This window comes from Phytobacter massiliensis JC163 (assembly GCF_000321045.1).
Taxonomy (GTDB): Bacteria; Pseudomonadota; Gammaproteobacteria; order Enterobacterales; family Enterobacteriaceae; genus Phytobacter_A; species Phytobacter_A massiliensis.
This window is the reverse complement of record NZ_HE578945.1, coordinates 717,256-740,397: the sequence shown is the minus strand read 5'-3', so window position 1 is coordinate 740,397 and position 23,142 is coordinate 717,256. Positions and strand designations below refer to the sequence as shown.

General features: G+C 53.8%; 24 protein-coding genes and 3 tRNA genes. 4 read left to right on the top strand and 23 right to left on the bottom strand.

Annotation, left to right across the window (positions count from 1 at the left end; translation table 11 throughout):
- Nucleotides 1-340 precede the first annotated feature (340 nt).
- Nucleotides 341-766, top strand: coding sequence for a universal stress protein UspC (uspC, locus tag ENTHG_RS03760; protein ID WP_044173592.1), 426 nt, complete (start codon nucleotides 341-343; stop codon nucleotides 764-766).
- Nucleotides 767-797: 31 nt separating this feature from the next.
- Here uspC and otsA read toward each other — a convergent pair whose 3' ends face one another.
- The 8 genes from otsA to ENTHG_RS03725 form a co-directional block, all read right to left on the bottom strand.
- Nucleotides 798-2,222, bottom strand: coding sequence for an alpha,alpha-trehalose-phosphate synthase (gene otsA, locus ENTHG_RS03755; protein WP_044173590.1), 1,425 nt, complete (start codon nucleotides 2,220-2,222; stop codon nucleotides 798-800).
- Nucleotides 2,197-3,000: a trehalose-phosphatase gene (otsB, locus tag ENTHG_RS03750; protein ID WP_044173587.1), complete on the bottom strand. Its 804-nt coding sequence runs from the start codon at nucleotides 2,998-3,000 to the stop codon at nucleotides 2,197-2,199. Before otsB ends, otsA begins: the two co-directional genes overlap by 26 nt.
- Nucleotides 3,001-3,249: 249 nt before the next feature.
- The gene (gene araH, locus ENTHG_RS03745) at nucleotides 3,250-4,236 is read right to left on the bottom strand and encodes an L-arabinose ABC transporter permease AraH (RefSeq protein WP_044173584.1); all 987 of its coding nucleotides are present in this window, start codon (nucleotides 4,234-4,236) and stop codon (nucleotides 3,250-3,252) included.
- Nucleotides 4,237-4,251: 15 nt separating this feature from the next.
- Nucleotides 4,252-5,766, bottom strand: coding sequence for an L-arabinose ABC transporter ATP-binding protein AraG (gene araG / locus ENTHG_RS03740; RefSeq protein WP_044173582.1), 1,515 nt, complete (start codon nucleotides 5,764-5,766; stop codon nucleotides 4,252-4,254).
- 70 nt (nucleotides 5,767-5,836) lie between these two features.
- Complete coding sequence (locus tag ENTHG_RS03735) at nucleotides 5,837-6,826, bottom strand: arabinose ABC transporter substrate-binding protein (RefSeq protein ID WP_044173580.1); 990 nt, start codon at nucleotides 6,824-6,826, stop codon at nucleotides 5,837-5,839.
- 316 nt (nucleotides 6,827-7,142) lie between these two features.
- On the bottom strand, nucleotides 7,143-7,700 hold the full coding sequence (locus ENTHG_RS03730; RefSeq protein ID WP_044173577.1) for a DJ-1/PfpI family protein: 558 nt from the start codon (nucleotides 7,698-7,700) through the stop codon (nucleotides 7,143-7,145).
- A gap of 186 nt (nucleotides 7,701-7,886) precedes the next feature.
- Entirely contained in the window at nucleotides 7,887-7,970 is an 84-nt protein-coding gene (gene azuC, locus ENTHG_RS24975; RefSeq protein ID WP_088218881.1) for a stress response protein AzuC, read from the bottom strand.
- 271 nt (nucleotides 7,971-8,241) lie between these two features.
- On the bottom strand, nucleotides 8,242-8,880 hold the full coding sequence (locus ENTHG_RS03725) for an RpiB/LacA/LacB family sugar-phosphate isomerase (protein ID WP_044173574.1): 639 nt from the start codon (nucleotides 8,878-8,880) through the stop codon (nucleotides 8,242-8,244).
- A 253-nt stretch (nucleotides 8,881-9,133) separates the two neighbouring features.
- Here ENTHG_RS03725 and yecR point away from each other — a divergent pair, with 253 nt between their 5' ends.
- Both yecR and tyrP read left to right on the top strand, forming a co-directional pair.
- Nucleotides 9,134-9,472, top strand: coding sequence for a YecR family lipoprotein (yecR, locus tag ENTHG_RS03720; protein WP_044173572.1), 339 nt, complete (start codon nucleotides 9,134-9,136; stop codon nucleotides 9,470-9,472).
- Nucleotides 9,473-9,645: 173 nt separating this feature from the next.
- Complete coding sequence (gene tyrP, locus ENTHG_RS03715) at nucleotides 9,646-10,857, top strand: tyrosine transporter TyrP (protein WP_044173569.1); 1,212 nt, start codon at nucleotides 9,646-9,648, stop codon at nucleotides 10,855-10,857.
- A 27-nt stretch (nucleotides 10,858-10,884) separates the two neighbouring features.
- On the opposite strand, the gene ENTHG_RS03710 is transcribed toward tyrP, so the two are convergent.
- The 7 genes from ENTHG_RS03710 to uvrY all read right to left on the bottom strand — a co-directional run bounded on the left by ENTHG_RS03710 (nucleotide 10,885) and on the right by uvrY (nucleotide 15,215).
- Nucleotides 10,885-11,553 carry a YecA/YgfB family protein gene (locus ENTHG_RS03710; RefSeq protein ID WP_044173565.1) on the bottom strand — a complete coding sequence of 223 codons (669 nt, stop codon included), beginning with the start codon at nucleotides 11,551-11,553 and terminating at the stop codon, nucleotides 10,885-10,887.
- A gap of 125 nt (nucleotides 11,554-11,678) precedes the next feature.
- Nucleotides 11,679-11,765 (bottom strand) — tRNA-Leu (locus ENTHG_RS03705).
- A 12-nt stretch (nucleotides 11,766-11,777) separates the two neighbouring features.
- Nucleotides 11,778-11,851, bottom strand: a tRNA-Cys gene (locus ENTHG_RS03700).
- A gap of 47 nt (nucleotides 11,852-11,898) precedes the next feature.
- Nucleotides 11,899-11,974, bottom strand: a tRNA-Gly gene (locus ENTHG_RS03695).
- 149 nt (nucleotides 11,975-12,123) lie between these two features.
- Nucleotides 12,124-12,672: a CDP-diacylglycerol--glycerol-3-phosphate 3-phosphatidyltransferase gene (gene pgsA, locus ENTHG_RS03690; RefSeq protein ID WP_044173563.1), complete on the bottom strand. Its 549-nt coding sequence runs from the start codon at nucleotides 12,670-12,672 to the stop codon at nucleotides 12,124-12,126.
- A 57-nt stretch (nucleotides 12,673-12,729) separates the two neighbouring features.
- A complete protein-coding gene (gene uvrC, locus ENTHG_RS03685; protein WP_044173561.1) occupies nucleotides 12,730-14,562 on the bottom strand; it encodes an excinuclease ABC subunit UvrC in 1,833 nt (610 codons plus the stop codon).
- Nucleotides 14,559-15,215, bottom strand: a complete 657-nt coding sequence (gene uvrY / locus ENTHG_RS03680; RefSeq protein ID WP_044173559.1) for a UvrY/SirA/GacA family response regulator transcription factor — start codon at nucleotides 15,213-15,215, stop codon at nucleotides 14,559-14,561. The genes uvrC and uvrY overlap by 4 nt, the downstream gene beginning before the upstream one ends.
- 460 nt (nucleotides 15,216-15,675) lie before the next feature.
- On the opposite strand from uvrY, the gene ENTHG_RS03675 reads away from it, so the two are divergent.
- Nucleotides 15,676-15,900: a DUF2594 family protein gene (locus ENTHG_RS03675; protein WP_044173556.1), complete on the top strand. Its 225-nt coding sequence runs from the start codon at nucleotides 15,676-15,678 to the stop codon at nucleotides 15,898-15,900.
- A gap of 72 nt (nucleotides 15,901-15,972) precedes the next feature.
- Here the strand turns inward: ENTHG_RS03675 and sdiA are convergent, their stop codons facing one another.
- From sdiA to ENTHG_RS03635, 8 genes are all read right to left on the bottom strand, one after another.
- Complete coding sequence (sdiA, locus tag ENTHG_RS03670; protein WP_044173552.1) at nucleotides 15,973-16,695, bottom strand: quorum-sensing transcriptional regulator SdiA; 723 nt, start codon at nucleotides 16,693-16,695, stop codon at nucleotides 15,973-15,975.
- Between the two features lie 292 nt (nucleotides 16,696-16,987).
- Nucleotides 16,988-17,740: an L-cystine ABC transporter ATP-binding protein TcyN gene (tcyN, locus tag ENTHG_RS03665; protein WP_044173550.1), complete on the bottom strand. Its 753-nt coding sequence runs from the start codon at nucleotides 17,738-17,740 to the stop codon at nucleotides 16,988-16,990.
- On the bottom strand, nucleotides 17,737-18,405 hold the full coding sequence (tcyL, locus tag ENTHG_RS03660; RefSeq protein WP_044173547.1) for a cystine ABC transporter permease: 669 nt from the start codon (nucleotides 18,403-18,405) through the stop codon (nucleotides 17,737-17,739). The genes tcyN and tcyL overlap by 4 nt, the downstream gene beginning before the upstream one ends.
- Nucleotides 18,406-18,422: 17 nt before the next feature.
- Entirely contained in the window at nucleotides 18,423-19,409 is a 987-nt protein-coding gene (gene dcyD / locus ENTHG_RS03655) for a D-cysteine desulfhydrase (protein WP_044173545.1), read from the bottom strand.
- Between the two features lie 96 nt (nucleotides 19,410-19,505).
- Nucleotides 19,506-20,306 (bottom strand): cystine ABC transporter substrate-binding protein, encoded by an 801-nt coding sequence (gene tcyJ / locus ENTHG_RS03650; protein ID WP_044173542.1) that lies wholly within the window; start codon nucleotides 20,304-20,306, stop codon nucleotides 19,506-19,508.
- Between the two features lie 85 nt (nucleotides 20,307-20,391).
- Nucleotides 20,392-20,943, bottom strand: a complete 552-nt coding sequence (gene fliZ, locus ENTHG_RS03645; RefSeq protein WP_044173538.1) for a flagella biosynthesis regulatory protein FliZ — start codon at nucleotides 20,941-20,943, stop codon at nucleotides 20,392-20,394.
- Nucleotides 20,944-21,001: 58 nt separating this feature from the next.
- The gene (locus ENTHG_RS03640) at nucleotides 21,002-21,721 is read right to left on the bottom strand and encodes an RNA polymerase sigma factor FliA (RefSeq protein WP_044173536.1); all 720 of its coding nucleotides are present in this window, start codon (nucleotides 21,719-21,721) and stop codon (nucleotides 21,002-21,004) included.
- Nucleotides 21,722-22,070: 349 nt separating this feature from the next.
- Nucleotides 22,071-23,132, bottom strand: coding sequence for an FkbM family methyltransferase (locus ENTHG_RS03635; protein ID WP_044173534.1), 1,062 nt, complete (start codon nucleotides 23,130-23,132; stop codon nucleotides 22,071-22,073).
- Between the last annotated feature and the right edge of the window lie 10 nt (nucleotides 23,133-23,142).

The following is a 23,142-nucleotide window of genomic DNA, read 5'->3' as shown; positions in this document are numbered from 1 at the left end:
TATCCAGAAAAGGTCATCCATTTCTAATAAAGAGACGAAAATAAATTTGCCTTAAAAACAATAAATTATCTTTTAATGCTTTTTAACTAATAACCTTGAGAAATCATTGTATTTTTGTTAATCAGGTCTATGAATAATTTTTCTGCCAGCATAACGGTTCCTTATACCTCTCTTTAAGTCGTTCATATTCATAAAATTGATAAAAAATCGCCGCTTTGATCGTTTAGCATAATTAATGAATATTTATGATTTACTTCACACTATTGCCATACTTCCCCGTTGCCACATTGGCGCAAAGCGAGTAAAGGTGGTATGTCTTCCCGCTTATAAGGAGCCAGTTATGGGCTACGCTCATCTGTTGGTCGCGGTTTCACCCACCCCTGAAAGCCACGAGCTTGTGGCGCGCGCCGTGTCAATAGCACGTCCGTTTGAGGCCCGGCTAAGTCTGATCACCCTTACTTCCGATCCGGAGATGTATAACCAGTTCGCGGCACCGATGATGGAAAACGTGCGCGAAATTCTCGGTGAAGAGACGAAACAGTTTATGGACGAATTGATTCAGCGCGCGGCCTATCCGGTGGAGCAGGCGATTATCACTTCCGGTGAACTGAGCGAGCATGTGCTGCATATTTGTGAGACGCAGGGCGTCGATCTGGTGGTGTGTGGCAATCATAACCAGAGCTTTTTTGCCCGGGCGGCCTGTTCAGCGAAAGGGATTGTGGCGTCGAGTAAAACAGATGTGCTACTGGTCGCGCTGGGGAAATAGCGCCTTCCCGCCGCAGCGGGAAGGCAGAGCATCAGGCAAGTTTCTGGAAGGTCGCCACTTTATTTTGTAGTTCGCTGTGCGCGCTACGTGGCGTTATGAACTTTAAATCGCTGATAAACCTCTGCTGCCAGTGGTCAATATCGTTACGTTTAATCACGTCCAGCATTTCAGCGTGGCGCGCGATACGTTCGGCCAGCGGCATTGTTAACGCACGGTCCAGCGCAGCGGCGACATCATCCCGATCGTACGGGTTGACGATAAGCGCGGCAGTCAGTTCATTGGCCGCGCCGGCAAACTGCGACAGTACCAGCACGCCCGGGTTTGCCGGATCCTGTGCGGCGACATACTCTTTCGCCACCAGGTTCATACCGTCACGCAGCGGCGTGACCAGCCCCACTTCCGCATAGCGGAAGACTTTCATCAGCACCTTGCGGTCAAAATGCTGGTTCAGATAGTAAAGCGGCGTCCAGCCCAGCTGACCATATTTACCGTTAATCCGCCCCGCTTCTGTCTCCAGCTGATGGCGAATATCCTGATAGGCCTGCACTTCGCCGCGCGAGGTCGGCGCAATCTGGGTATAACGAATCTTACCGTGATGCTGCGGATACTTCTCCAGCAGCGTCTCGTAAGCGAGAAAACGCTCCGGCAGACCTTTCGAGTAGTCCAGACGCTCAACCGAGAAAATGTTTTTCACATTTTTCAGTTCATTTTTCAACTGCGCCAGTTTCGGCGGCAGCGGGCCTGAGGCCTGCTGGGCAATCTCATCCGGCTCAATACCGATGGGATAAACTTCGGTCTGGAAATTTTTGCCCCAGGCGGTGTGCGACTTATCGCTACGGGTCGTCAGGCGGGTCTGGACGGAAATACAGTCAAGGAACGCCAGACGGTCGCTGTCGGTCTGGAAGCCAAGCAGATCGTAATCGCACAGCGCTTCAAGCAGCTCCGCGTTCGGCGGCAGCGCGTTGAAAATTTCCGGCGTCGGGAAAGGAATATGTAAGAAGAAGCCGATGCGATTATTTACGCCGCGTTTGCGCAGTTCTTGTGCGAAAGGCAGCAGGTGGTAGTCATGGATCCAGAGGATATCATCCTCTTCCAGCAGCGGCAGCAGCTTGTCCGCCAGCAGGGAGTTAACGCGCTGATAGCCCTCCCAGGCCTCACGCTGAAACTTCACCAGATCCAGACGGTAGTGGAACGCAGGCCAGAGCACGGCATTAGAGAACTGCGAATAGTACTGGTCGTAATTCTCTTCGCTCAGGTTAAACGAGGCCCAGGTGATATTACCGCGGGACACTTTCTGCAACGGCGCATCTTCATCGCCAATCTCACCGCTCCAGCCGAACCACAGCCCGCCGGTGGATTTGAGCGCCCCAAGGATGCCTACAGCCAGCCCACCCGCGCTGGACTTTTTATCATCGGGTGGAGCAATACGATTAGATACTACGACTAAGCGACTCATAGCCATCTCTCCTGTTTGTTAGCGCATTTTGTTCTTGTTGTTGATGGTCGGTGATACGTTTTAGCCACTGGTGCACATCGTTGACGCTGCCCAGGCGCCATTTCGCCCTGGTGTCACCCGCGCCAACTTTGATGGAAACGCCCGACAGCGCATTAGCCACTTCAAAGCCATGCTCGTCTGTCAGGTCATCCCCTACAAAAACCGGTTTTCTGCCAGCAAAAGGCGACTCCTGTAAAAACGCCTCGATAGCAGCTCCCTTGTTAATGCCTGCCGGTTTAAGTTCTACAACACATTTACCCGGCTGCAGCGAAAGCTGAGGCCAGGTTTTTGCCATCTCGCGCGCCAGCGCGAAGATAGCCGCTTCCTGATGAGGCGCCTGCCGGTAGTGCAGCGCAAAGGCCATGCCTTTCGCCTCCAGTTCGGTTCCGGTCAACGGGGCCATTCCTGCGCGCAGCGCGCGTTCGAGCGGTTCGACAATTTCAGAAGGCAGGGAAACAGCATGCGTTTCACCATTGATGTCGCGGCGCTCCGCTCCGTGTACCCCGGCAAGGGGAAAACGGTAGGGGCTGGCGAGCTTATCGAGCTCGTCCATCGAACGCCCTGAAATCAACGCCAACGCGCCGTTGTTCATCTCAGCAAGCTGCGCAAGCCGCTCAAGGATCTCCGACGGAACGAAGACCTGGTCCGGGTGCGGTTTAATTTCTGCGAGGGTTCCGTCAAGATCGAAGAAAAAAGCAAAATTACCGGAAAATAGAGGCGGTACTGAATGATCATCCACCCTGGTTTCCTCCTTATGGTCTTAGAGAGAGGTCTTTTTCAATAACCTCTCATTATCATTAGCCATGTAAGTATAGACAGTGTGACGCTGCTCGCCATGCCAGGTGCCTTTCAGGCTACCTTGCAGGCCCGACAGCCCGCTGAGATAAGGGCTGTGGATTAGTCCGAATTTTTACGCAGGGAGGAATTTGCAGGCTGAAAGAGGAAAATAAGCTAAGGCGGCGCAGGCTGCTGCCCCGCCGCCAGAGAGTTATACCGTGCGTTTGGCTTTTTGTTTGTAGCGGTCAAAGATGACGGCGGCCAGCAGAATCAGGCCACGCACCACATACTGGGCGAAAGGCGAAATGTTAAGCAGGTTCATGGCGTTTTCCACGGTCCCAAGAATCAATATCCCGGCAATAACATAGGAAATTTTACCAATCCCGCCTTTCAGCGATACCCCGCCCAGCACGCAGGCTGAGATAACAATCAGCTCATAACCGATAGAGGTCATCGGCTGGCCGCTGGTCATACGCGATGCCAGAATAATCCCCGCCGCGGCGGAGACCAGCCCGGAGAGGACAAAGATAATAATTTTGGTGCGCACCACCGGCACGCCTGCCAGACGCGCGGCCTCTTCGTTACCGCCAATCGCCAGCGTATTCCGCCCGAAAGTGGTCTTGTTGAGCAGGAAGCCAAAGATAATCAGGCAAACCACCGTTAACCAGATTGGCGCGGGCAGCCCGAACCAGTTAGCGTAGCCCAGGGTAAAGAAGCTCTCGTCTTCAATCCCGACGGCTTTGCCGTCAGAGATGATATAGGCCAGGCCGCGGACAATCTGCATGGTGGCAAGCGTGGTGATCAGGGCGTTGATTTTGAGCTTCGCAATGACAAAGCCGTTCACAAAACCGCTGACCGCGCCGAGCATCAGCCCGGCGAAGACGCCGATCCACAGGCTTTCCGTCATGTTGATGACCACCGCCGTGGTCACCCCTGCGCAGGCGATAACCGAGGCGACAGAGAGGTCGAAGTCACCCGAGGCCAGGCAAAACAGCATCCCGCAGGCCACCATACCGGACATAGAGATAGCCAGCCCCAGCCCTTTCATGTTCACAAACGAGGCGAAGTTTGGCACAAACACCGCGCAGCCGATAAACAGTACGGCAAAGACCACCAGCATGCCGAACTGGTCCCAGATGCGTCCGGGGCTAAAAGAGGATGGCGACTTAGGCGCGCCGGAAGAGGTTACAGAAGACATCTTTATTCTCCTTACTCAGGCGACAGCCTGGCTAACTTTTGGCATTGCGAGGCTCAGCGCCCGCTGTTCATCTGCCTGACCATGAAGCAGTTCCCCGGCGATTTCGCCTTCGCGCATAACGATGATGCGGTCGGCTACGCCTAACACTTCCGGCAGGTCGCTTGAGGCAAACAGCACCGCCACGCCACGGGCCGCCAGCGCATAGATAACGTTATAAATCTCATGCTTCGCCCCCACGTCGATCCCGCGGGTAGGCTCATCAAGCAGGATGACTTTCATCTCTTCGGATAACCAGCGCCCGAGGATGGCTTTCTGCTGGTTGCCGCCGGAGAGGTTCATAATGAGCTGCTCTGCGCTGGGGGTTTTAATATTCAGACTGCGGATGTGATGGTCGGCGTTTTTCGCCTCCCAGCCGTTATTAATCAGGCAGCCAGCGCGGATAAATTTCCGTCGGGCGCTGATGTTGATATTTTCCTGTACCGAGTGGACGGGAATAATCCCCTCCGCTTTACGATCCTCCGGGCAGAGCATCATTCCTGCGCGGATAGCGTGGGCAGGCTTCTGAATGTTGATAGCCTCACCGTCGATAAATACCTGCCCTTCGGTAATGCGGGTGCCGCCAAAGAGACCTTTCATCAGCTCACTGCGCCCTGCCCCGACCAGACCAAACAGGCCAACAATTTCGCCGCTGCGTACCGTGAGGCTGATTGGCGTGCGCACGCCCGGCGCTTTTACCTGCTCCAGACGCAGCCGTTCTGCGCCATAGTCGCGCGGTTGCCAGCCGTAAATGTCTCCCAGGTCTCTGCCCACCATCGCCTGGACCAGCTTGTCGTGGTTAACCTGCTCCATATCGGTAAAGGTGCGCACGTAGCGCCCATCCTTGAACACGGTAATCGCGTCGCTGAGGGCGAAGATCTCTTCCATGCGGTGTGAAACGTAGAGGATGACGCGGCCTTCTTTACGCAGCTCACGAATGACGCGGAACAGGTTGTCAATTTCGCGGGCGGAGAGCGAACTGGTCGGCTCATCGAAGGCGATAACTTTGGCATTGCGCGCCAGCGCTTTGGCAATCTCCACCATTTGCCACTGGCCGATTGAAAGGTATTTGAGCGGCGTCTGAGGGTCGATATCCAGGCCGAGATGTTTGAGCTGCAGGCCCGCTTCATAATTCAGCAGCGAGCGGTTCACAAAACCACCCTTGTGCGGTAGCTGGCCGAGGTAGATATTCTCCGCCACCGTCATTTCCGGCACCAGGTGTAGCTCCTGATAAATGATAGCCACCCCGGCGTTAAGGGCAGCGGTGGTGTCGCTAAAGCTGACCTCGCGCCCCTGCAGCGCCAGCGTACCGGTGGTGGGGGCATAGTTGCCGCTGAGGATTTTTAACAGCGTTGACTTACCCGCGCCGTTCTCCCCCATCAATGCGTGCACCTGTCCGGCATAGCAGTCAAAGCTGATATCGCTCAGAGCCTTCACCCCAGGGAAGGTTTTGCCGATGCCGCGAAAAGAGAGATAAGGAGTAGAGTCTTGCATAACGTCTCCGTGAATCAGTTCGGTGTACTTCTGGCCCTCCCGCCAGCGGGAGGGCGCAAACAGCAAAGATTTACTTAACGCCTAACCCTTTTTTCGCCAGCTCTTCTTTAAAGTTGTCACGGGTAATCAGCACCACATCGGTAACCGCGGTGAATTTCGGCGGCTCAACGCCTTTTGTGACCCAGTTGTAGAGCATTTCGCTGGTTTTGTAGCCGTGCACGTCCGGGCTCGGCAGCAGGGAGCCGTAGAAGCCGGTAGGCTGCGCTTTGGAAAGTTCGCTCACGGCGTCAACGCCGTTGATGCCGATACCGATAACGTCTGCGGCTTTAAAGCCCTGCCCTTCGGTCGCACGAACGCCGCCAAGAACGGTGTTATCGTTCATGCCGACCACCAGCCAGTGTTTCACTTCCGGGTGCTGAACCAGCAGGGAGTTACCGGCATCGAAAGCGCCGGGGATATCGTTCGCTTTTGTCGGCACCTGGTAGATCTGTTTTTCAGGGAAGCCGGCTTTTTTCAGGGCGTCCATTGAGCCGGTAGTACGGCGGCGGGCGGTGTCCAGTTCGTTAGCGGTGATGGCCATAACCGCCGTCTCTTTCACGTCCCAGCCGCGTTTTTGCATTTCGTTATACAGCTCCTGCCCCTGGCGCGCGCCGATTTCGCTGGCAGCCATCATCACCAGCGGCACGGTGTCCATCGGCTTGCCTTTCGCATTCACGAACTGATCGTCGACGGTAATTACTTTCATATCGTAACCACGCGCTTTGGCGACAATCGCCGAGCCTAGTTTCGGGTCCGGCGTACAGATAACAAAGCCCTTCGCCCCGCTCGCTGCCAGGCTGTCGATGGCGTTCAGCGTTTTTTCGCCGTCCGGCACGGCAATTTTAATTACCTCAAAACCTAAATCTTTACCGGCCTTATCGGCGAATTTCCACTCCGTCTGGAACCAGGGCTCTTCCGGCTGTTTTACCAAAAAACCCAGTTTCATCGATTCAGCAATAGCGGATTGTGACATAACGGCAGCCAGACCGATGGCTGCGAGCGCTTTAGTGAATTTGTGCATGGTTAACTCCAGCTTTAGCTTTCTTTTATGTAGGGAAAATTAACTACCGGTTAATTTAAAAGTTCATAAAACAATGCATTAGGCTCCGCTGTTCCCTGGACACCTTTGCTGGCTGTAGTTTTAGCGAGAAATTGATTCTCCATAGGAGAGCAATATCACATCGCAGAATTACAGTGATTAACTGCATAAATTTAGCGATTTAAGACATAATTTTTAGCGGGTTTGTCCGACAAATGGCGGGGGTGTTAGCAAGATCGTCCATAACATCAGCTCGGTTATCCTTGTCCCCGAATGCGGGCGCATTCGGGGTTAACGTTTACCAGCGGTAATAGATGTGTTCGGCGTGATCGCGAACCGGTGTTTCATCTTCCAGCAGACGCGCCGACAGGGCAAAAGCAAAATCAAAAGCATGGCCGAGCCCTTTACCGCTGAGCAGGTTGCCATCCTCTACGACGGGCGCATCAACATATTCGCCGTTTTTAACCGATTGCCATAAATCCCCGGAACAGACATAGCGCCGGCCGTTCAGCAGATCGTTGCCGCCAAGAACGCGCGCGGCGGCGGAGCAGATGGGGCAAATCAGGCGCTTTTGCGCGTCATGGCGCTTCACGAATTCAATGACTTCTGCGCTGGCCGCCAGATTGGTGCTGCCCTGAGGGCCGCCGGGCAGCACCACCGCGTCATACAGCGTCTCGCGCTTTTCGCTCAGGGTGCTGTCCGCCACCATAGGAATATTGTGGTAGCTCACGACCGCACGGGTCTCGGCGCAGGCCAGCGTGTCGACCTCAATGTGTAACCGACGCAATATGTCGATAGTAATTATCGCTTCCGCTTCTTCAAACCCCGGGGCTAGCAACACCGCCACCTTTTTCATCTGAAACTCCTTTATTTGACTGTAAAGCAGCCACTTTAAATCAAAACGGTGTTTCAAAAACGTAGGCAGTTCACACTCTGACTCTCTGAGGCGCATGTGAAGGGGAAAGAAAATGCGGCGGGAAAGGAGGAAGAAGGTGCTGGCGGCGGGCATAAAAAAACCTGCGCGCGGCAGGTTTTTTTATTATCAGAACATAGCACCAGGCGGTACGTCTTTGAACGTTTTGCAATACGTTTCAAAAATGCTTTTCAGGATCTTACGCAGTTTCATTTGTTACTCCAGCGATTTATTTTGTTATGCAGGTGTTATCACTTGATGGGCATATAATATGAACTTCATCACAAAACACAAGTCCTTTGTGATAGAAATCACGTTTCAAAAAGCAAAAAAGCCGCTGGTAATGTTAAAATATCATTAAAAATCCGATAGTTATTAGTGTAAAAAATTTTTGATATTTACAAAAATAAATTGATGAAGTGAATGAGTCTAAGATGAAGTGCTAACAGGCGAGAGAAGGCCAGCTTGCGCTGGCCCTGAGGTATCAGGCAAGGATTTCACGCACGAAGGCTTCAATCTCTTTATCCTGGCAGTTTTCAAAGAAGCATTGCTGGAAACGCTGGCCGGAGACAGCCGTTTTCACCAGCTCGCGGTCGATGGCGCGCAGGGTGTCCAGGTAGTTGTCTTTCACTACGGCGGCTTTCACCTGGTTGAGGATACCGGCGTTACGTACCTGAGGCTCTTTACGCTCCGGCGGATAACCTTCGCCATTGCGGCCGGTGAACGCTTTTTCAAAGATAAAGCGCACGTTCAGTTCCGCGCCCCAGCCGAAGCCCTTGGCGAAGGGCAGAGAGAGCGCGTTGCCGTTGTTGATCTGCGCAAACAGGAAGGCGTCAGCCGGATCGATGCAATAACCGCATACCACACCCGGGTGGATGTTCAGGGACATCAGCGCGCCCTGGCCGGTACCGCAGCCGGTGACCACGAAATCGACCGCTTTGGCATTCAGCAGAATACTGGCCATAATACCAAGGTGGATATACGTGAGGTGATGGTCATTTTCATCACTCATGCCCACGTTGAAAACCGGAAAGCCCTTCTCATCGGCTACCGCTTTCAGTTCTTTCAGGATGACGGCATTTTTCCCTGCCTGGCTGTTTTCCATCATCAAAGCAATTTTCATCTTCATCTCCCGGTTAATGCAGTAGGTAACAAAAGTCTGTAAACCTTACTACCTGGCAAACATACTTTCAAATTTAATGAAAAAATGTTTTAAAAAAGCAATGTACCTTCACAATTTTGCCTGCATCCGCAGGCGCGGGCCCGATAATCGCCTCGTCAGCGTTAAACAGCCCTCTTCCGCTGGCTATTCCAGCGATTGCCGCCGACGCAAGGCGTTAAGATGCGACAATGCCCAAAAGAACAAGAGCGTACTCATGAAGAAATTAGCTGCTGCCGCCACACTGCTGATGCTTGCCGGATGCACTATTACCAAAGAGCCTCAGGTAAGCCAGGTTGATACTACCAGCGGAATAGTCCGTCTGAGCTTTAATGAAGCGATGATGCAAAACGCCCGCTACGACAGTTACACCACCCAGGCGACAGCCAATAAGCAGTGCCAGCAGATGGGCTATGCGACGGCGGTTGCCTACGGGCAACCGATTTCAACCTGCAGCGTTATCAGCGGCTCTGTTTGTATGAGCACCACGGTAACCATTCAGTACCAGTGCCGGGGAATGGCAATCACCCCGACGCCCGTCGCCAGCGGCTGGTAACGTCAGGCCAGCGTCCCGCTGGCCTTGTACCTGCGCCTTTACCTGTTTCCCCCACCCGGCCACTGTAAATACTACATTACACCCTTTGTAACCCCTGTTTGACGAAGCATGGCTTTTCCCTTACTCTGCGCGGCACATTTATAAATACAATGGGCTTTATTCCAGAGGAAAGTGTGAAGAATCGTACACTTGGCAGTATTTTTATTGTGGCAGGCACCACGATTGGCGCAGGGATGCTGGCAATGCCTCTGGCGGCGGCAGGGGTAGGTTTTGGTGTAACGCTGGTTTTACTGCTCAGCCTGTGGGGCCTGATGTGCTACACCGCGTTACTGCTGCTGGAGGTCTATCAGCATGTGCCCGCCGATACCGGCCTTGGCACTATCGCCCGCCGCTACCTTGGCCGCTACGGGCAGTGGGTGACCGGCTTTAGCATGCTGTTTTTAATGTATGCGCTTACCGCCGCCTACATGACAGGCGCAGGCGAACTGCTGGCCTCAAGCCTGAGCGCCTGGACTGGGATGACCGTGGCCCCTGCCGCCGGGGTACTGCTTTTTACCGCTATCGCGGGCGGCGTCGTCTGCATCGGCACTTCGCTGGTCGATCTCTTTAACCGCTTTCTGTTCAGCGCCAAGATCGTTTTTCTGGTAGTGATGCTGATGCTCTTACTGCCGCATATCCAGCACGTTAATTTACTGACGCTGCCACTGGAGAAGGGACTGGCGCTTTCCGCCATACCGGTCATTTTTACCTCTTTTGGCTTTCACGGCAGCGTGCCGAGCATCGTCAGCTATATGGAAGGCGACGTCGGCAGGCTGCGCCGGGTGTTTATCATTGGCAGCGCCATTCCGCTGGTCGCCTACATCCTCTGGCAGCTGGCGACCCTTGGCAGCATTGATTCAACAACATTTGTTGGCATGCTTGCAGAACAGGCGGGGCTGAACGGTCTGCTGCAGGCGCTGCGTGACGTTGTCGCGTCGCCCCATGTTGAACTGGCCGTTCACCTGTTTGCCGACCTTGCGCTGGCAACCTCGTTCCTGGGCGTCTCGCTGGGGCTGTTTGACTATATTGCCGACCTGTTTGCGCGACGCAACACGCCTGGCGGGCGGCTACAGACCGGCGCTATCACCTTTCTGCCGCCGCTGGCTTTCGCCCTGTTCTACCCGCGGGGTTTTGTCATGGCGCTGGGTTATGCGGGCGTGGCACTGGCGGTGCTGGCGCTGTTAGTGCCCTCTCTGCTGGCCTGGCGCAGCCGTAAGCTGCATCCGCACGGGCAATACCGGGTTGCTGGCGGAGCGCTGGCGCTGTGGCTGGTGATGGGGTGCGGCCTTTTGATCGTGGGGATTCAGTTCGCTATCTCTGCCGGGATTCTGCCGGAAGTGGGATAAGGCGCGGGCTCAAGGAGCCCACGCAGATTAGTGCAGGCAGCAGCTCTTGAATTTTTTGCCGCTGCCGCACGGGCACGGATCGTTTCGCCCTGGTTTTGCCCCGTTAACCTGCGGCTGCTGAACCACGGGCTGTTGCGGATTAGCCGACCAGTACGCATAAAGACGCAGCGCAGCGGGCCTGATGGCCTCAATGCTGGCATCAAACTCTTCTTTGGTGAGTGTATCCAGCCGGTCGAAATTTTCTTCTTTCCCGTGCAGGGTAATGGCGTCAAGGTCGGGCTTATACGCCTGCGGCAGCGACGACCAGTCCGTTAGCGACATGCCGCGCACGTAGCCAAAACACCACTCCTCGACCACCGTATAACTTTCGCCATCGACCTCATTAAAGCCAAACATCGGCTCGAACTGATCGGGGTAATCGCTCAGGCGCTCGGCAATGTCATTCATATGGCGAAAGCAGAGATCGATGAAACGGTTCATCTCACGATCGTTTTTCCAGCGCGGAATATTTTTTTCACCGCCCCAGATGGCCACCAGCCAGCGGTCAGGCTCGACGACGATAGGGCCGGAGAGCACGGCGGTAAGCATGCCATCCAGCTCAGCCACATCCAGAATCGACCCATCATCCTTGCCATAGGTGATGAGTGTCTCTTCCAGCCACTGCAGTTCAGTTTCGTTTAACGGGCCTTCGCTCATGGGCGTCTCCTGAGGAGTAAAATTGAGAAAAAAGGAGGGTAACATAAAAATAGCAGGCACAAAAAAACCACCCGGAGGTGGTTTCACGACACTGCTTATTGCTTTGATTATTCTGCTTTTTCCCATGGTACCCGGAGCGGGACTTGAACCCGCACAGCGCGAACGCCGAGGGATTTTAAATCCCTTGTGTCTACCGATTCCACCATCCGGGCTCGGGAAGAAAGTGGAGGCGCGTTCCGGAGTCGAACCGGACTAGACGGATTTGCAATCCGCTACATAACCGCTTTGCTAACGCGCCTTAAATTTTCTTACTGTCAGCACCCGCTATTGCCGATGCCTGTAATTTGGAGCGGGAAACGAGACTCGAACTCGCGACCCCGACCTTGGCAAGGTCGTGCTCTACCAACTGAGCTATTCCCGCATCATCAAGTAACATGCTAATCACTTGATTTTATTATCTTCTGGCGAGCTACGCCGCCGTCTGATGCGATGCATTCTACTTACCTGACGCACTGAGTCAACGATATTTTTCAAAACCCGGATCGTTTGCTGAAAATTAAGACGAAACGATCACTGTTCAAGCAAATCGCCGCGCGCAGCGTTCAGGTATTGCAGCATCGACCACAGCGTCAGCACCGCCGCGACCAGAAACAGGCCGATTCCGGCCCATTCAACCCACTCGTTCGGACGCCACAGCATCCATACCAGCGCGGTCATCTGGGCGGTGGTTTTGACTTTACCGATCCATGATACCGCCACGCTGCTGCGTTTACCCAGCTCCGCCATCCATTCGCGCAGCGCGGAGATGATAATTTCGCGGGCGATCATCGTGGCGGCAGGCAGCGTAACCCACCAGGTGTGGTAGTGCTCCGCCACCAGCACCATGGCAATCGCGACCATCACCTTATCCGCCACCGGATCGAGGAAGGCGCCAAAGCGGGTGCTCTGGTTCCAGCGGCGCGCCAGATAACCATCAAACCAGTCGGTTACGGCAGCCACCAGAAAGATGAGCGCGCAGGCAAACGGCGCCCAGTGGAACGGCAAATAAAACGCCAGCACGAAAAACGGGATTAAAATCACCCGAAACAGGGTAAGCAACGTAGGGATATTTAAGCGCATATATGACGGTAACTGTTTGTTGTCAGTAAAAATTGACCCTATGTTGCTACAGAGCCCTCAATGTTTCAACGAGTAGTAGATCTTTTCTGCCAGACCCTGCGAGATCCCCGGCACTTTTGCAATTTCTTCGATGCTGGCGTTAAGTAAACCTTGCAGGCCGCCCATGTATTTTAGCAGCATCTGGCGACGCTTCGGTCCAACGCCTTCGATCGTCTCCAGCGTACTGGTATTCTTGACCTTCGCCCGCTTTTTCCGGTGCCCGCTGATAGCATGATCGTGAGATTCATCGCGAATATGCTGGATAACATGAAGCGCGGGTGAATCCGGCGGCAGGCTGAACCCTTCCCCTTCCGGTTCAAAGAAGAGCGTCTCCAGCCCGGCCTTACGGTCGGTCCCTTTCGCCACGCCCAGCAGCAAGGGATGGTTTTTATCCCAGCTCACGTCCAGTTCAGCGAAAACCGTCTTCGCCTGCCCTAACTGCCCTTTCCCGCCGTCAATTAAGATCACGTCCGGGATTTTACTCTCTTCGATGGCTTTACCGTAACGGCGACGCAGCACCTGGTTCATGGCCGCATAATCATCCCCCGGCGTAATGCCGGTAATGTTATAGCGGCGATACTCAGCGCGTAGCGGGCCGTTGGCGTCAAATACCACGCAGGAGGCTACCGTCTGCTCACCCATCGTATGGCTGATATCGAAGCACTCCATCCGCCTGACTTCGGGCAGCTTTAAGAACGTTGCCAGCGCGGTGAGGCGCTGGCTGACGGTCGACTGCTGCGAGAGTTTGGTGCTGAGCGCCGTGGCCGCATTAGTGCGGGCCAGCTTGAGATAACGAGCGCGGTCGCCGCGCGGTTTCGTCTGCACGTTGACCTTGCGCCCCGCCAACTCCGAGAGCGACTCCGCCAGCAGCGTTTTATCATTAAGCTCAAAATCAAGCAGTATTTCACCGGGGAGGGTACGCATCTGGCTCCCCTGCAAATAGAACTGGCCGACAAAGGTTTCCACCACTTCGCCCAGTTCGGTGCCGCCCGGCACTTTCGGGAAATAGCTGCGGCTACCGAGCACTTTACCCTGACGGATAAACAGCACGTGCACGCAGGCCATTCCGGCGTCAAACGCCACGCCGATCACATCCAGATCGTCGCCGTTATTCGACACGAACTGTTTTTCCGTTACGCGGCGCACGGCCTGAATCTGATCGCGGATGCGCCCCGCTTCTTCAAACTCCAGCTGCTGGCTGGCTTTCTCCATGCGCGCGATAAGCTGCGTGAGCACCTGATCGTCTTTACCGGCGAGGAACAGCCGCACGTACTCCACCTGCTGCGCATACTCTTCTTCACTCACCAGCCCTTCCACGCAGGGGCCCAGACAGCGGCCAATCTGATACTGCAAACAGGGGCGGGAGCGGTTGCGATAAACGCTGTTTTCGCACTGGCGAATGGGAAAGATTTTTTGCAGCAGCGCCAGGGTTTCCCTCACCGCGTAGCCATTTGGGAACGGGCCGAAATACTCCCCTTTCGCATGTTTCGCGCCGCGATGGGTCGCCAGCCGCGGATGCGTGTCGCCGCTGAGAAAGATAAAGGGGTAAGATTTGTCGTCACGCAGCAGCACGTTGTAACGCGGCTGATAGAGTTTAATGTAGTTATGTTCCAGCAGCAGCGCTTCGGTTTCCGTATGGGTCACCGTGACGTCGATTTGCTGGATCTGCGCAACCAGCGCCTCCGTTTTCCGCGAGGCAAGATTGCTGCGAAAGTAGCTGGAAAGGCGCTTTTTAAGATCTTTGGCTTTGCCTACGTAGATAACCGTACCACCGGCGTCATACATTCGATAGACACCGGGTTTGCTGGTTACTGTTTTGAGAAAGGCTTTTGAATCGAAAACTTCACTCACTGACTTGCTAACGTCTCCGCATTGCACAGACCGTGGCGTATCGCCAGGTGCGTCAGCTCCACATCGCCATGAATGTTCAATTTACTGAACATACGGTAGCGGTAGCTGTTCACCGTTTTAGGGCTGAGATTTAACTGCTCAGAGATCTCATTGACCTTCTGACCTTTGGTAATCATCAGCATAATCTGCAATTCGCGTTCAGACAAACTCTCAAACGGCGACTCGGTCTTTTCCGGCGCAATCTGGCTGAGCGCCATCTGCTGTGCAATATCGGACGCGATGTAGCGCTGCCCGGCGTGAACGGAGCGAATGGCGTTCACCACCTCTTTCGGCGCGGCCCCTTTACTCAGGTAACCGGATGCGCCAGCCTGCATCACTTTCGCCGGAAGCGGGTTTTCAGTATGGATGGTGAGCATGATGACTTTGGTATCAACATTTGCCCGCGCAATTTTGCGCGTGGCCTCAAGCCCGCCAATGCCAGGCATATTCATATCCATCAGCACCACATCCACCGGGTGGGTACGGCACCATTTCACGGCATCCTCGCCGCAACAGGCTTCACCTGAGATTTTTATGCCCTTAATATCTTCAAGAATGCGTCGTATCCCTGCGCGCACCAGTTCGTGGTCATCAACAAGAAGTACGTTGATCAAAGGAATATCTCCAGAAAAGGGATGACGCTGCTGCTAGCAAATTTGACATATATTAACGGTATTCCCGGCGGTAATGAAAGTTAAAAAATGCCAGCCTTTCGATAGCGCTCTCGTTTCTGTAAATTACGCCGTGTGGCCCATTGCAACATGCCAGCCCTTTCTGACGGCAGGCTTCGCTTATAAAGGGTGATGATTTCTGCCCTGCCCGCTATTCTTTTTTAGCGGCGTGAAAAAATAAATACTAAAAATGTTACAACAATTAACCATCAATATACTTATGTTAAACATATATCCCGAAGGCATTATTTAAATTTTAAACGGCAGTGGCTGTTTATTTTAATAAACTGTTACCGGTGCAGGAGGCGAACAAGGCGTGCTATTTTTCCCGCGGCTTGTGGTATACTCCGCCGCTTTGACATCCACCGTCACACGAAACACGGTAACGTAACGAGGTAAATAAATGAGCACACCTGATTTTTCCACCGCCGAAAATTCCCAGCAGCTGGCGCAGGAAGTCTCGTGCCTGAAGGCTATGATCACGCTGATGTTACAGGCGATGGGCCAGGCGGATGCGGGTCGCGTCATCCTTAAAATGGAAAAACAGATCGCAGCCCTGGAAGATGAAGCTCAGGCCACGGTGTTCGCTAATACGGTGAAGCAGATCAAACAAGCCTATCGGCAGTAGAAGCTTTTTTAGCTGGCAGCAGACAGAGGCTGCCAGCCTTGTGGCGTCTGGCACGCAGAACGGTTCAGAATGTCAGATAATACCCGTCGCCGCCGCATAGCAGGCAATCTGCGTTTTATTGGGCGCGTTGAACTTCTTCTGCATATTCTTCTGGTGAAAATTCACCGTGTTCTCGGAAATAGAGAGAATCATGGCAATTTCCGCCGATGTTTTCCCTTCCGCCGTCCATTGCAAAATTTCCCTCTCACGCTTGCTGAACTTCATTTCCGGCGCGCTAACCATGTCATCACCCAGGCGGATAAGCGTGGCAAGACCCAGTTCAACCAGAATACGCAGCCGCAGTTCGATTTCATCATCCCGTCGCCCCTGCCCGTGAAGCATGCTCCGTGAGACAGACAAAAAGCCCAGCGCGTGATTTGGCAACATTAAACATTGCGTGATGCCTTTACGCAGGCCGTGGTCGCGTGCCGCCTGCCAGAACTCCGGCGCGTCGCGAAATAAATAGTCGCTCCAGGGCAGATGGCCCTGCAGGAAATTCTCCGCTTTGAGTACCGGGTCGATGGCGAAATAGTTTTCAGCCAGATACTGAGCGGTCCATTCTTGCGGATAGGAACTCTGCATACTGATTTTCGGGCGCGTAAACGGCACCGGATGGCGGACGCAAAGTGAGAAATAATCAAATTCCAGCAGCTGAGTTTGCTGCTGCAACATTGAATATACGGCATCCGTGTTAGTCATCTCCTGAAAACGTAGCTGCATCTCCCTGCGCCACGTGAAAAAGTCATTCTCCCACATACTGACTGGTAACACCCCTGGCAATAATAATCATTCTTATGAATACAATAAGCTAACACATAAAACTTATTTATATGTATAAAATATCCGCCTGCAAGAAAATTAACGGGTCGCCAGCCGCTTCGCCAGGAGATAACCGTGTGTTACATCACCGTTTTTATAGAAGGCAGCGGCAATTTTTATGGTACAGAAAGGGGGAAGAAAATAAGCCGATAAATAGTGAGCTAATAAATTTCACTTAAGTAAAGCCTAATAGCGCTTCGGGAAAATGGCCTTTCCCGAAGCAGAGAGATTATTGGGTGAGGAATTTTTCCAAAAACTGCTGGGTTCGCGGCTGCTGCGGATGGGCAAACAGCGACTTCGCCGCCCCCTGCTCAACGATACGCCCCTGGTCCATAAAGATAGCGCGATCGGCCACGTCACGGGCGAAACTCATCTCGTGCGTGACGATAACCATCGTCCGTTTCTCCAGCGCCAGCTGGCGAATAGTACTGAGTACCTCCCCCACCAGCTCCGGGTCCAGCGCTGAGGTTGGCTCGTCAAACAGGATCACATCCGGCCGCATTGCCAGCGCGCGGGCAATCGCCACCCGCTGCTGCTGCCCGCCGGACAGCCTGCGCGGATAGCTGTTCTCTTTACCGCTCAGCCCGACTTTTGCCAGCAGCTCCCGCGCACGGCCTGCGGCCTCCTCTTTCGGCTCGCCTTTTACAATCACCGGCCCTTCAATAATGTTTTCCAGCACCGTGCGGTGTGGAAAAAGATTAAAGTTCTGGAAAACAAAGCCCACATGCTGGCGCAGTTCGCGGATTAACGCCTTTTGCTGGTTGAATGATTTACCGGTGTCGATAGTAATATCACCCACGCGAATGGTGCCGCTCTCCGGCTGCTCGAGCAGGTTGATGCTGCGCAGCAAGGTGGTTTTACCGGAGCCGCTGGGGCCGATAATCGCCACCACCTCCCCCTGCGCCACCTCAAGATCGATACCGTGCAGCACCGTCTGACCGTGAAACTGTTTCACCAGGTTTTTGACTTCGATGGCACTCATTTAGGATCGCGCTCCTGACGGTTAAGCTGATTTTCGAAATAGTTTTGCAGGGCTGACAGCACCGTCGCCATCACCCAGTAAATCAGCGAGGCGGCAAGGTACATGGTGAAAACCTCCAGCGTGCGGGAGGTGATCAGCTGCGCCTGACGAAACAGTTCCGGCACCTGAATCGTGGCGGCAAGGGAGGTATCTTTCACCAGGCTGATGAAACTGTTGCTCAGCGGCGGCAACGCCACCCGCGCCGCCTGGGGCAATACCGCCCGTCGCAGCGTCTGCCAGGGCGTCATACCAATACTGGCCGCCGCTTCCCACTGCCCCTTATCGATAGAAGAGATGGCCGCACGCAGCGTTTCAGCCGCATAGGCCGCCGTATTAAGGGACAAGCCAATCATCGCCGCCGGAATGGGGTCGAGTTCAATGCCAAACTGCGGCAGGCCGTAGTAGATCATAAACAGCTGGGCGATGAGCGGGGTGCCGCGAAATACTGAGATATAAAACCGCGCCAGCCAGCGAACAGGCAGCAGTGGCGACAGGCGCATAAGCGCCAGTACAAAGCCCAGCAGCAGGCCGAAAAACATTCCGCCTATGCTGAGCTGCAGGGTAAACACCGCGCCTTTTAAAAGGTACGGCGCGGAATCAAGCACCAGTTGTATGCTTTCTTGCATTATGATTTGTCTGCCCGTTAAACGTGTGGATGATAGGCGAAAAGCGCCGGCGCGCCGCCCGTATGTACAAACAGTATTGGGCCATCATCCTTAAAGCGCCGCCGTGTAATGCCGTCAATTAAACCCGCCATCGCTTTGCCCGTGTAGACAGGATCGAGCAGAATGCCTTCCAACCGCGCCAGCAGTTTGACCGCCTCCATGCCCTCTTCATTCGGCATCCCGTAGCCGGGGGCAAAATAGTCGTCCCACAGCAGGATCTCCGCCTTCGCCTCAACCTCCAGCGACTGCGCGACCGCCTGCTGCAACGCCAGCACTTTGGGCTGCTGTTCAGCGACGCTGCGGGAAACGGTCACGCCGATAAGCTCAGCCTCCGGCAGGAGCTGTTCAAGCCCGACAGCCAGCCCCGCATGCGTACCGGCACTCCCGGAAGCCACCACGACCGAGGAAATCGCAACCGCCCCTTCGCACTGCTGGGCAATTTCCAGCGCGCTTTCAACATAGCCCAGCGACCCAAGCGCATTCGAGCCCCCCACCGGGATAACATATGGCCGGAATCCCTGCGCTTCGACGCGCGTCGCCAGCTCATCAAGCTGCTGCTGCGGGTCGTTCAGGGCGTCGCACATTTCTATTTGCGCGTTGAACAGATCCAGCAGCAGGCGGTTGCCGTTAGTAAGGTAGTTTTCTGCGGTCGTTCCAATGGGGTTTTCTAACAGCGCCACGCAGTGCAGCCCCAGCTTCGCCGCCACCGCCGCCGTCTGGCGCACATGGTTAGACTGAATCGCCCCGGCGGTGATCAGCGTGTCGGCCCCTTCCCGCAGCGCGTCGGCGGCAAGGAACTCCAGCTTGCGCAGTTTGTTGCCGCCCATCGCGATGGGCGTGACATCATCACGCTTGATAAAAATATCGCGCCCCAGATAGTCCGAGAAACGCGGCAGATACTCAAGGGGGGTAGGCGCGCCAATCAGTTCCAGCCGTGGAAAACGCGTAAGGTTGTGCAGTGACATAAGATCTCCGTAATCACAGTTTTTTTAATTATGCACACACCGGCGAACAAAATAAAAAAGGCGCTGATATGAGCGCCTTTTTTGCTGCCGCGACAGTTACTTCGTTACGTCCGCGCCAAACCATTTTTCCGACAGCGCCTTCATGGTGCCGTCTTTCTGCATCTGGTCAATGGCCTCGTTGATCGCTTTCAGCAAATCATTGTTGCCTTTACGCAGCGCCACGCCAGACTCCTGACGGGAGAACGCATCGCCAGCCACGGCCAGCGTATCGTTCGTTTTCTTCACCAGATCCAGCGCCGCCAGGCGGTCCACCAGAATGGCGTCGATACGGCCTACGCGCAGATCCTGATATTTGGTCGGGTCATCATCGTAGGTACGGATATCTACGCCCTGCACGTTCTTGCGCAGCCACTCTTCATAGTTGGTGCCCAGGCCTACGCCCACTTTTTTGTCTTTCAGATCCGCTGCGGATTTGATGCCGCTTTCATTGCCTTTTTTCACCAGCGCCTGGATACCGGAGACAGTATACGGCGTAGAGAAGTCATATTTTTTCTTACGCTCATCGGAGATGGTGACCTGGTTGATGACCACGTCGATCCGTTTTGAATCCAGCGACGCCAGCATGCCGTCCCATTTGGTCGGTTTCAGGTTCGCCTTAACGCCGAGATGCTTCGCCAGCGCTTCGGCGAACTCCACCTCAAAGCCGGTCAGCTTGCCGTCATCGCCCTGAAAGCTGAACGGCGGGTAAGTGCCTTCCAGGCCGACCAGCAGCGTGCCGCGCTCTTTAACTTTATTGAGCAGGTTTTCAGCGGCGAAGGTTTTTACGCTCATGCCTGCCACCAGCGCAACGGCCATAACACCCATCAGCGCCTGACGTCCTAAAAGTGCGAGTTTCATAGTTACCCCGAATAGTAAATTATGAATGTAGTGTAAGGTGCCGGAAACGAAGTTCAAGCACCTGTTAGCTACATGTTATTCATTTTTAATATATATCAGATCTGGCGCCAACCGCGATTTTTTGCACGACGTTAAAACGGGTTTGCGCCTGGAACTGGGCATATTTACGCAGGGCGATACGGTAGTTATTGGTACTGGTGGTCGGCAGCCAGGGCTCAAGGTTTTCGTCCATAAAGCCTTCGTCCAGCAGGTGACGGGAAATATTCAGCTCGCTCAGATGATTGCCCAGACGGCGCAGTCGCACGACATATTCGCGCACCGTGCCGTGGCTCATTTCGGTCTGGTCGAATAAAAATTGTTTAAAGCCGATAATATCGAAAAAGTCGCTCTGCTCTTTGCAGTGCAGATCGCCGCAGAACCGGCACAGCGCGACCCACTCTTTTTGCTCTTGCTGCCAGGCGGCTTCGTCAAGCAGCATATCGAGGCGTGAAATCGCAATTTTGTTCACTATCTCGCCGCGGCGCACCAGGGTGATGCGATCGAGCAATTTGTGACAATGGGCGCAATGGGTTTGGCTGTGTTTAAAGTCTTTTAAATAGCGGCTTAATGGCCGTCTTTTTGGTTGCTGCACCGTCATGATAACTCCTGGTTGTCAATGCATTGTGCGGCACTCTTCAGGGGCGTTAAACGCCAACCTATAACTTACCCAGCCTGGTGCGTAGGCGCTTAATGGCCTGGCTGTGCAACTGACTGACCCGTGATTCGCCAACGTCCAGGACCGCGCCAATCTCTTTGAGATTAAGCTCCTCCTGATAATAAAGCGTCAGCACCAGCTGTTCGCGCTCCGGTAAGGATTCAATCGCTTCCATTACCCGGTGGCGCAAATTACTTTCCATTAACTGGAATAACGGGTTTTCCTGTTGATTCTCGTCAGTAACTACTTCGATACTGTCGCCGTGCTCTTCCCGCCATTCGTCATAGGAGAAAAGCTGGCTATTATTGGTATCAAGCAGCATTTGACGATACTCTTCAACCGGAACGCCAAGACGCTGCGCGACTTCAGTTTCCGTCGCGTTTCGTCCCAGCTCTTGTTCAAGTTGCCCCAGCACATGCGCCACTTCGCGGGCGTTACGCCGGACGCTGCGCGGCACCCAGTCGCGGCTGCGCAGTTCATCCAGCATGGCCCCACGAATACGTTGCACTGCGTAAGTGGTAAATGCCGTTCCTTGCAGAGCGTCGTATCGGTCAACTGCATTCAGTAACCCGATTCCGCCCGCCTGTAGCAGATCGTCCAGTTCCACACTCGCCGGCAAACGCACCTGCAGGCGCAATGCTTCGTGACGCACTAGCGGTACATAACGCTGCCACAGCGAGTGTTTATCCATTACACCTTCAGCGGTATACAGTGAATTCACGATAAACAGCCCTGCGTTAATTGAGTTATCGGCATGATTATCCGATTCTGTAGCACTTTTAATCGGGTGAATAGTGGGTGAAATGGGGGGTTATTGCAGTAATAAAACCATCACGGGCGACAGCCAACGAAAAATGGCTCATTTTTATCAGGTCTTACGCGTGTTCAGAGCGACGCCTGAACATTCAGACCCATGCAATAAATGCCAGGGCATAACAATTTCTGTGTACTAGCGCGCGTTTTTAACGTAGCGCTAGTGAAAGCGGCGACGGTACAGTGGTATCTGACGAAGCGGTATAATCCACTCGTCAGATCATCAGACCAGATTAATGCGTCACGTCCTGCTTCAATTATTGCGGAATGAAGTAAAAGACTGTCTCCAGAACGCCTTCGGTATAATGTCTCATATAGAGTTTATAATCCGCACGCATTGAAAAAACGAGCTCCGGAAGTTTCCAGAAATCATCTACCCGATGATAGGCGCAAATAGCAAGCGCAGGATGATGGGTCGTAATGGTTTTTCTGGCCCCTTCCAGCGCAGCATATTCATGCCCTTCGATATCCATTTTTATGAAAGTCACCGGCTCATCAACGACACCATCAATTGTGTCGACGTAAATTTGTATGTCGCCGTTTTCATCCAGGTGAGACCAACTGCCAGAAGAGGTAAATGTTAAGGTCTCTTTTTTATTCGATACGCCACAGGCGTGGATTGTCACCCCGACAGTATCCTTAAAGGCGTGACGGATAGCCTCTATTTGCCCGGGTTCAGGCTCAAAAATATGAATGCTGCGATAATCCGGGCAGCAGCGAATGAACTGCCGTGATGTTTCGCCGTCGAAACTGCCTGCGTCAATAAATGTGCTTCCGGGTCTTAATTCGACAAAAGGCTCAAAATAGCTTTCCTGCGGACGGAAGCTGAAATACTCCATCACCGCCAGGTTTTCATTGAGCCTGAAATCGACCAGACGCTTAAATGTCTCGCGGGAAGTCTCATCCGCCAGACGAGCGAAGACCTGATGATACTTATCACTATGAGAGGCGTATTCCTCCCGGAAAGCAGGCGAAGGAACGAAGGCGCACTCCTGCAACGGGAAAGGGACGTTGTTCTTGAACGAGAAAAAATCGATAGTTTGCAGGCCCTTGCCTTGCAGTAAACGGTTGATGGTAACCGGACGACCATCGACAATTGCTGAGACAACAATGGCATTGTCAGGCACCGACGACAGCTTAACGACAGGCACGCCTGAGAATTCTGTAAGCCCGGTAAAATCATCAATCACGCCATCTACTTTAATATTTTCTAAGATGCTGGCAGCGTAAGGCGTGGTGCCAAAGACAAAACGCGGCGAATTTCCGCTCAGAAACGCCTCACAAAGTTGTTGAACTGGCCCGGTGTGCTCACTCGTCATAATCACCTCT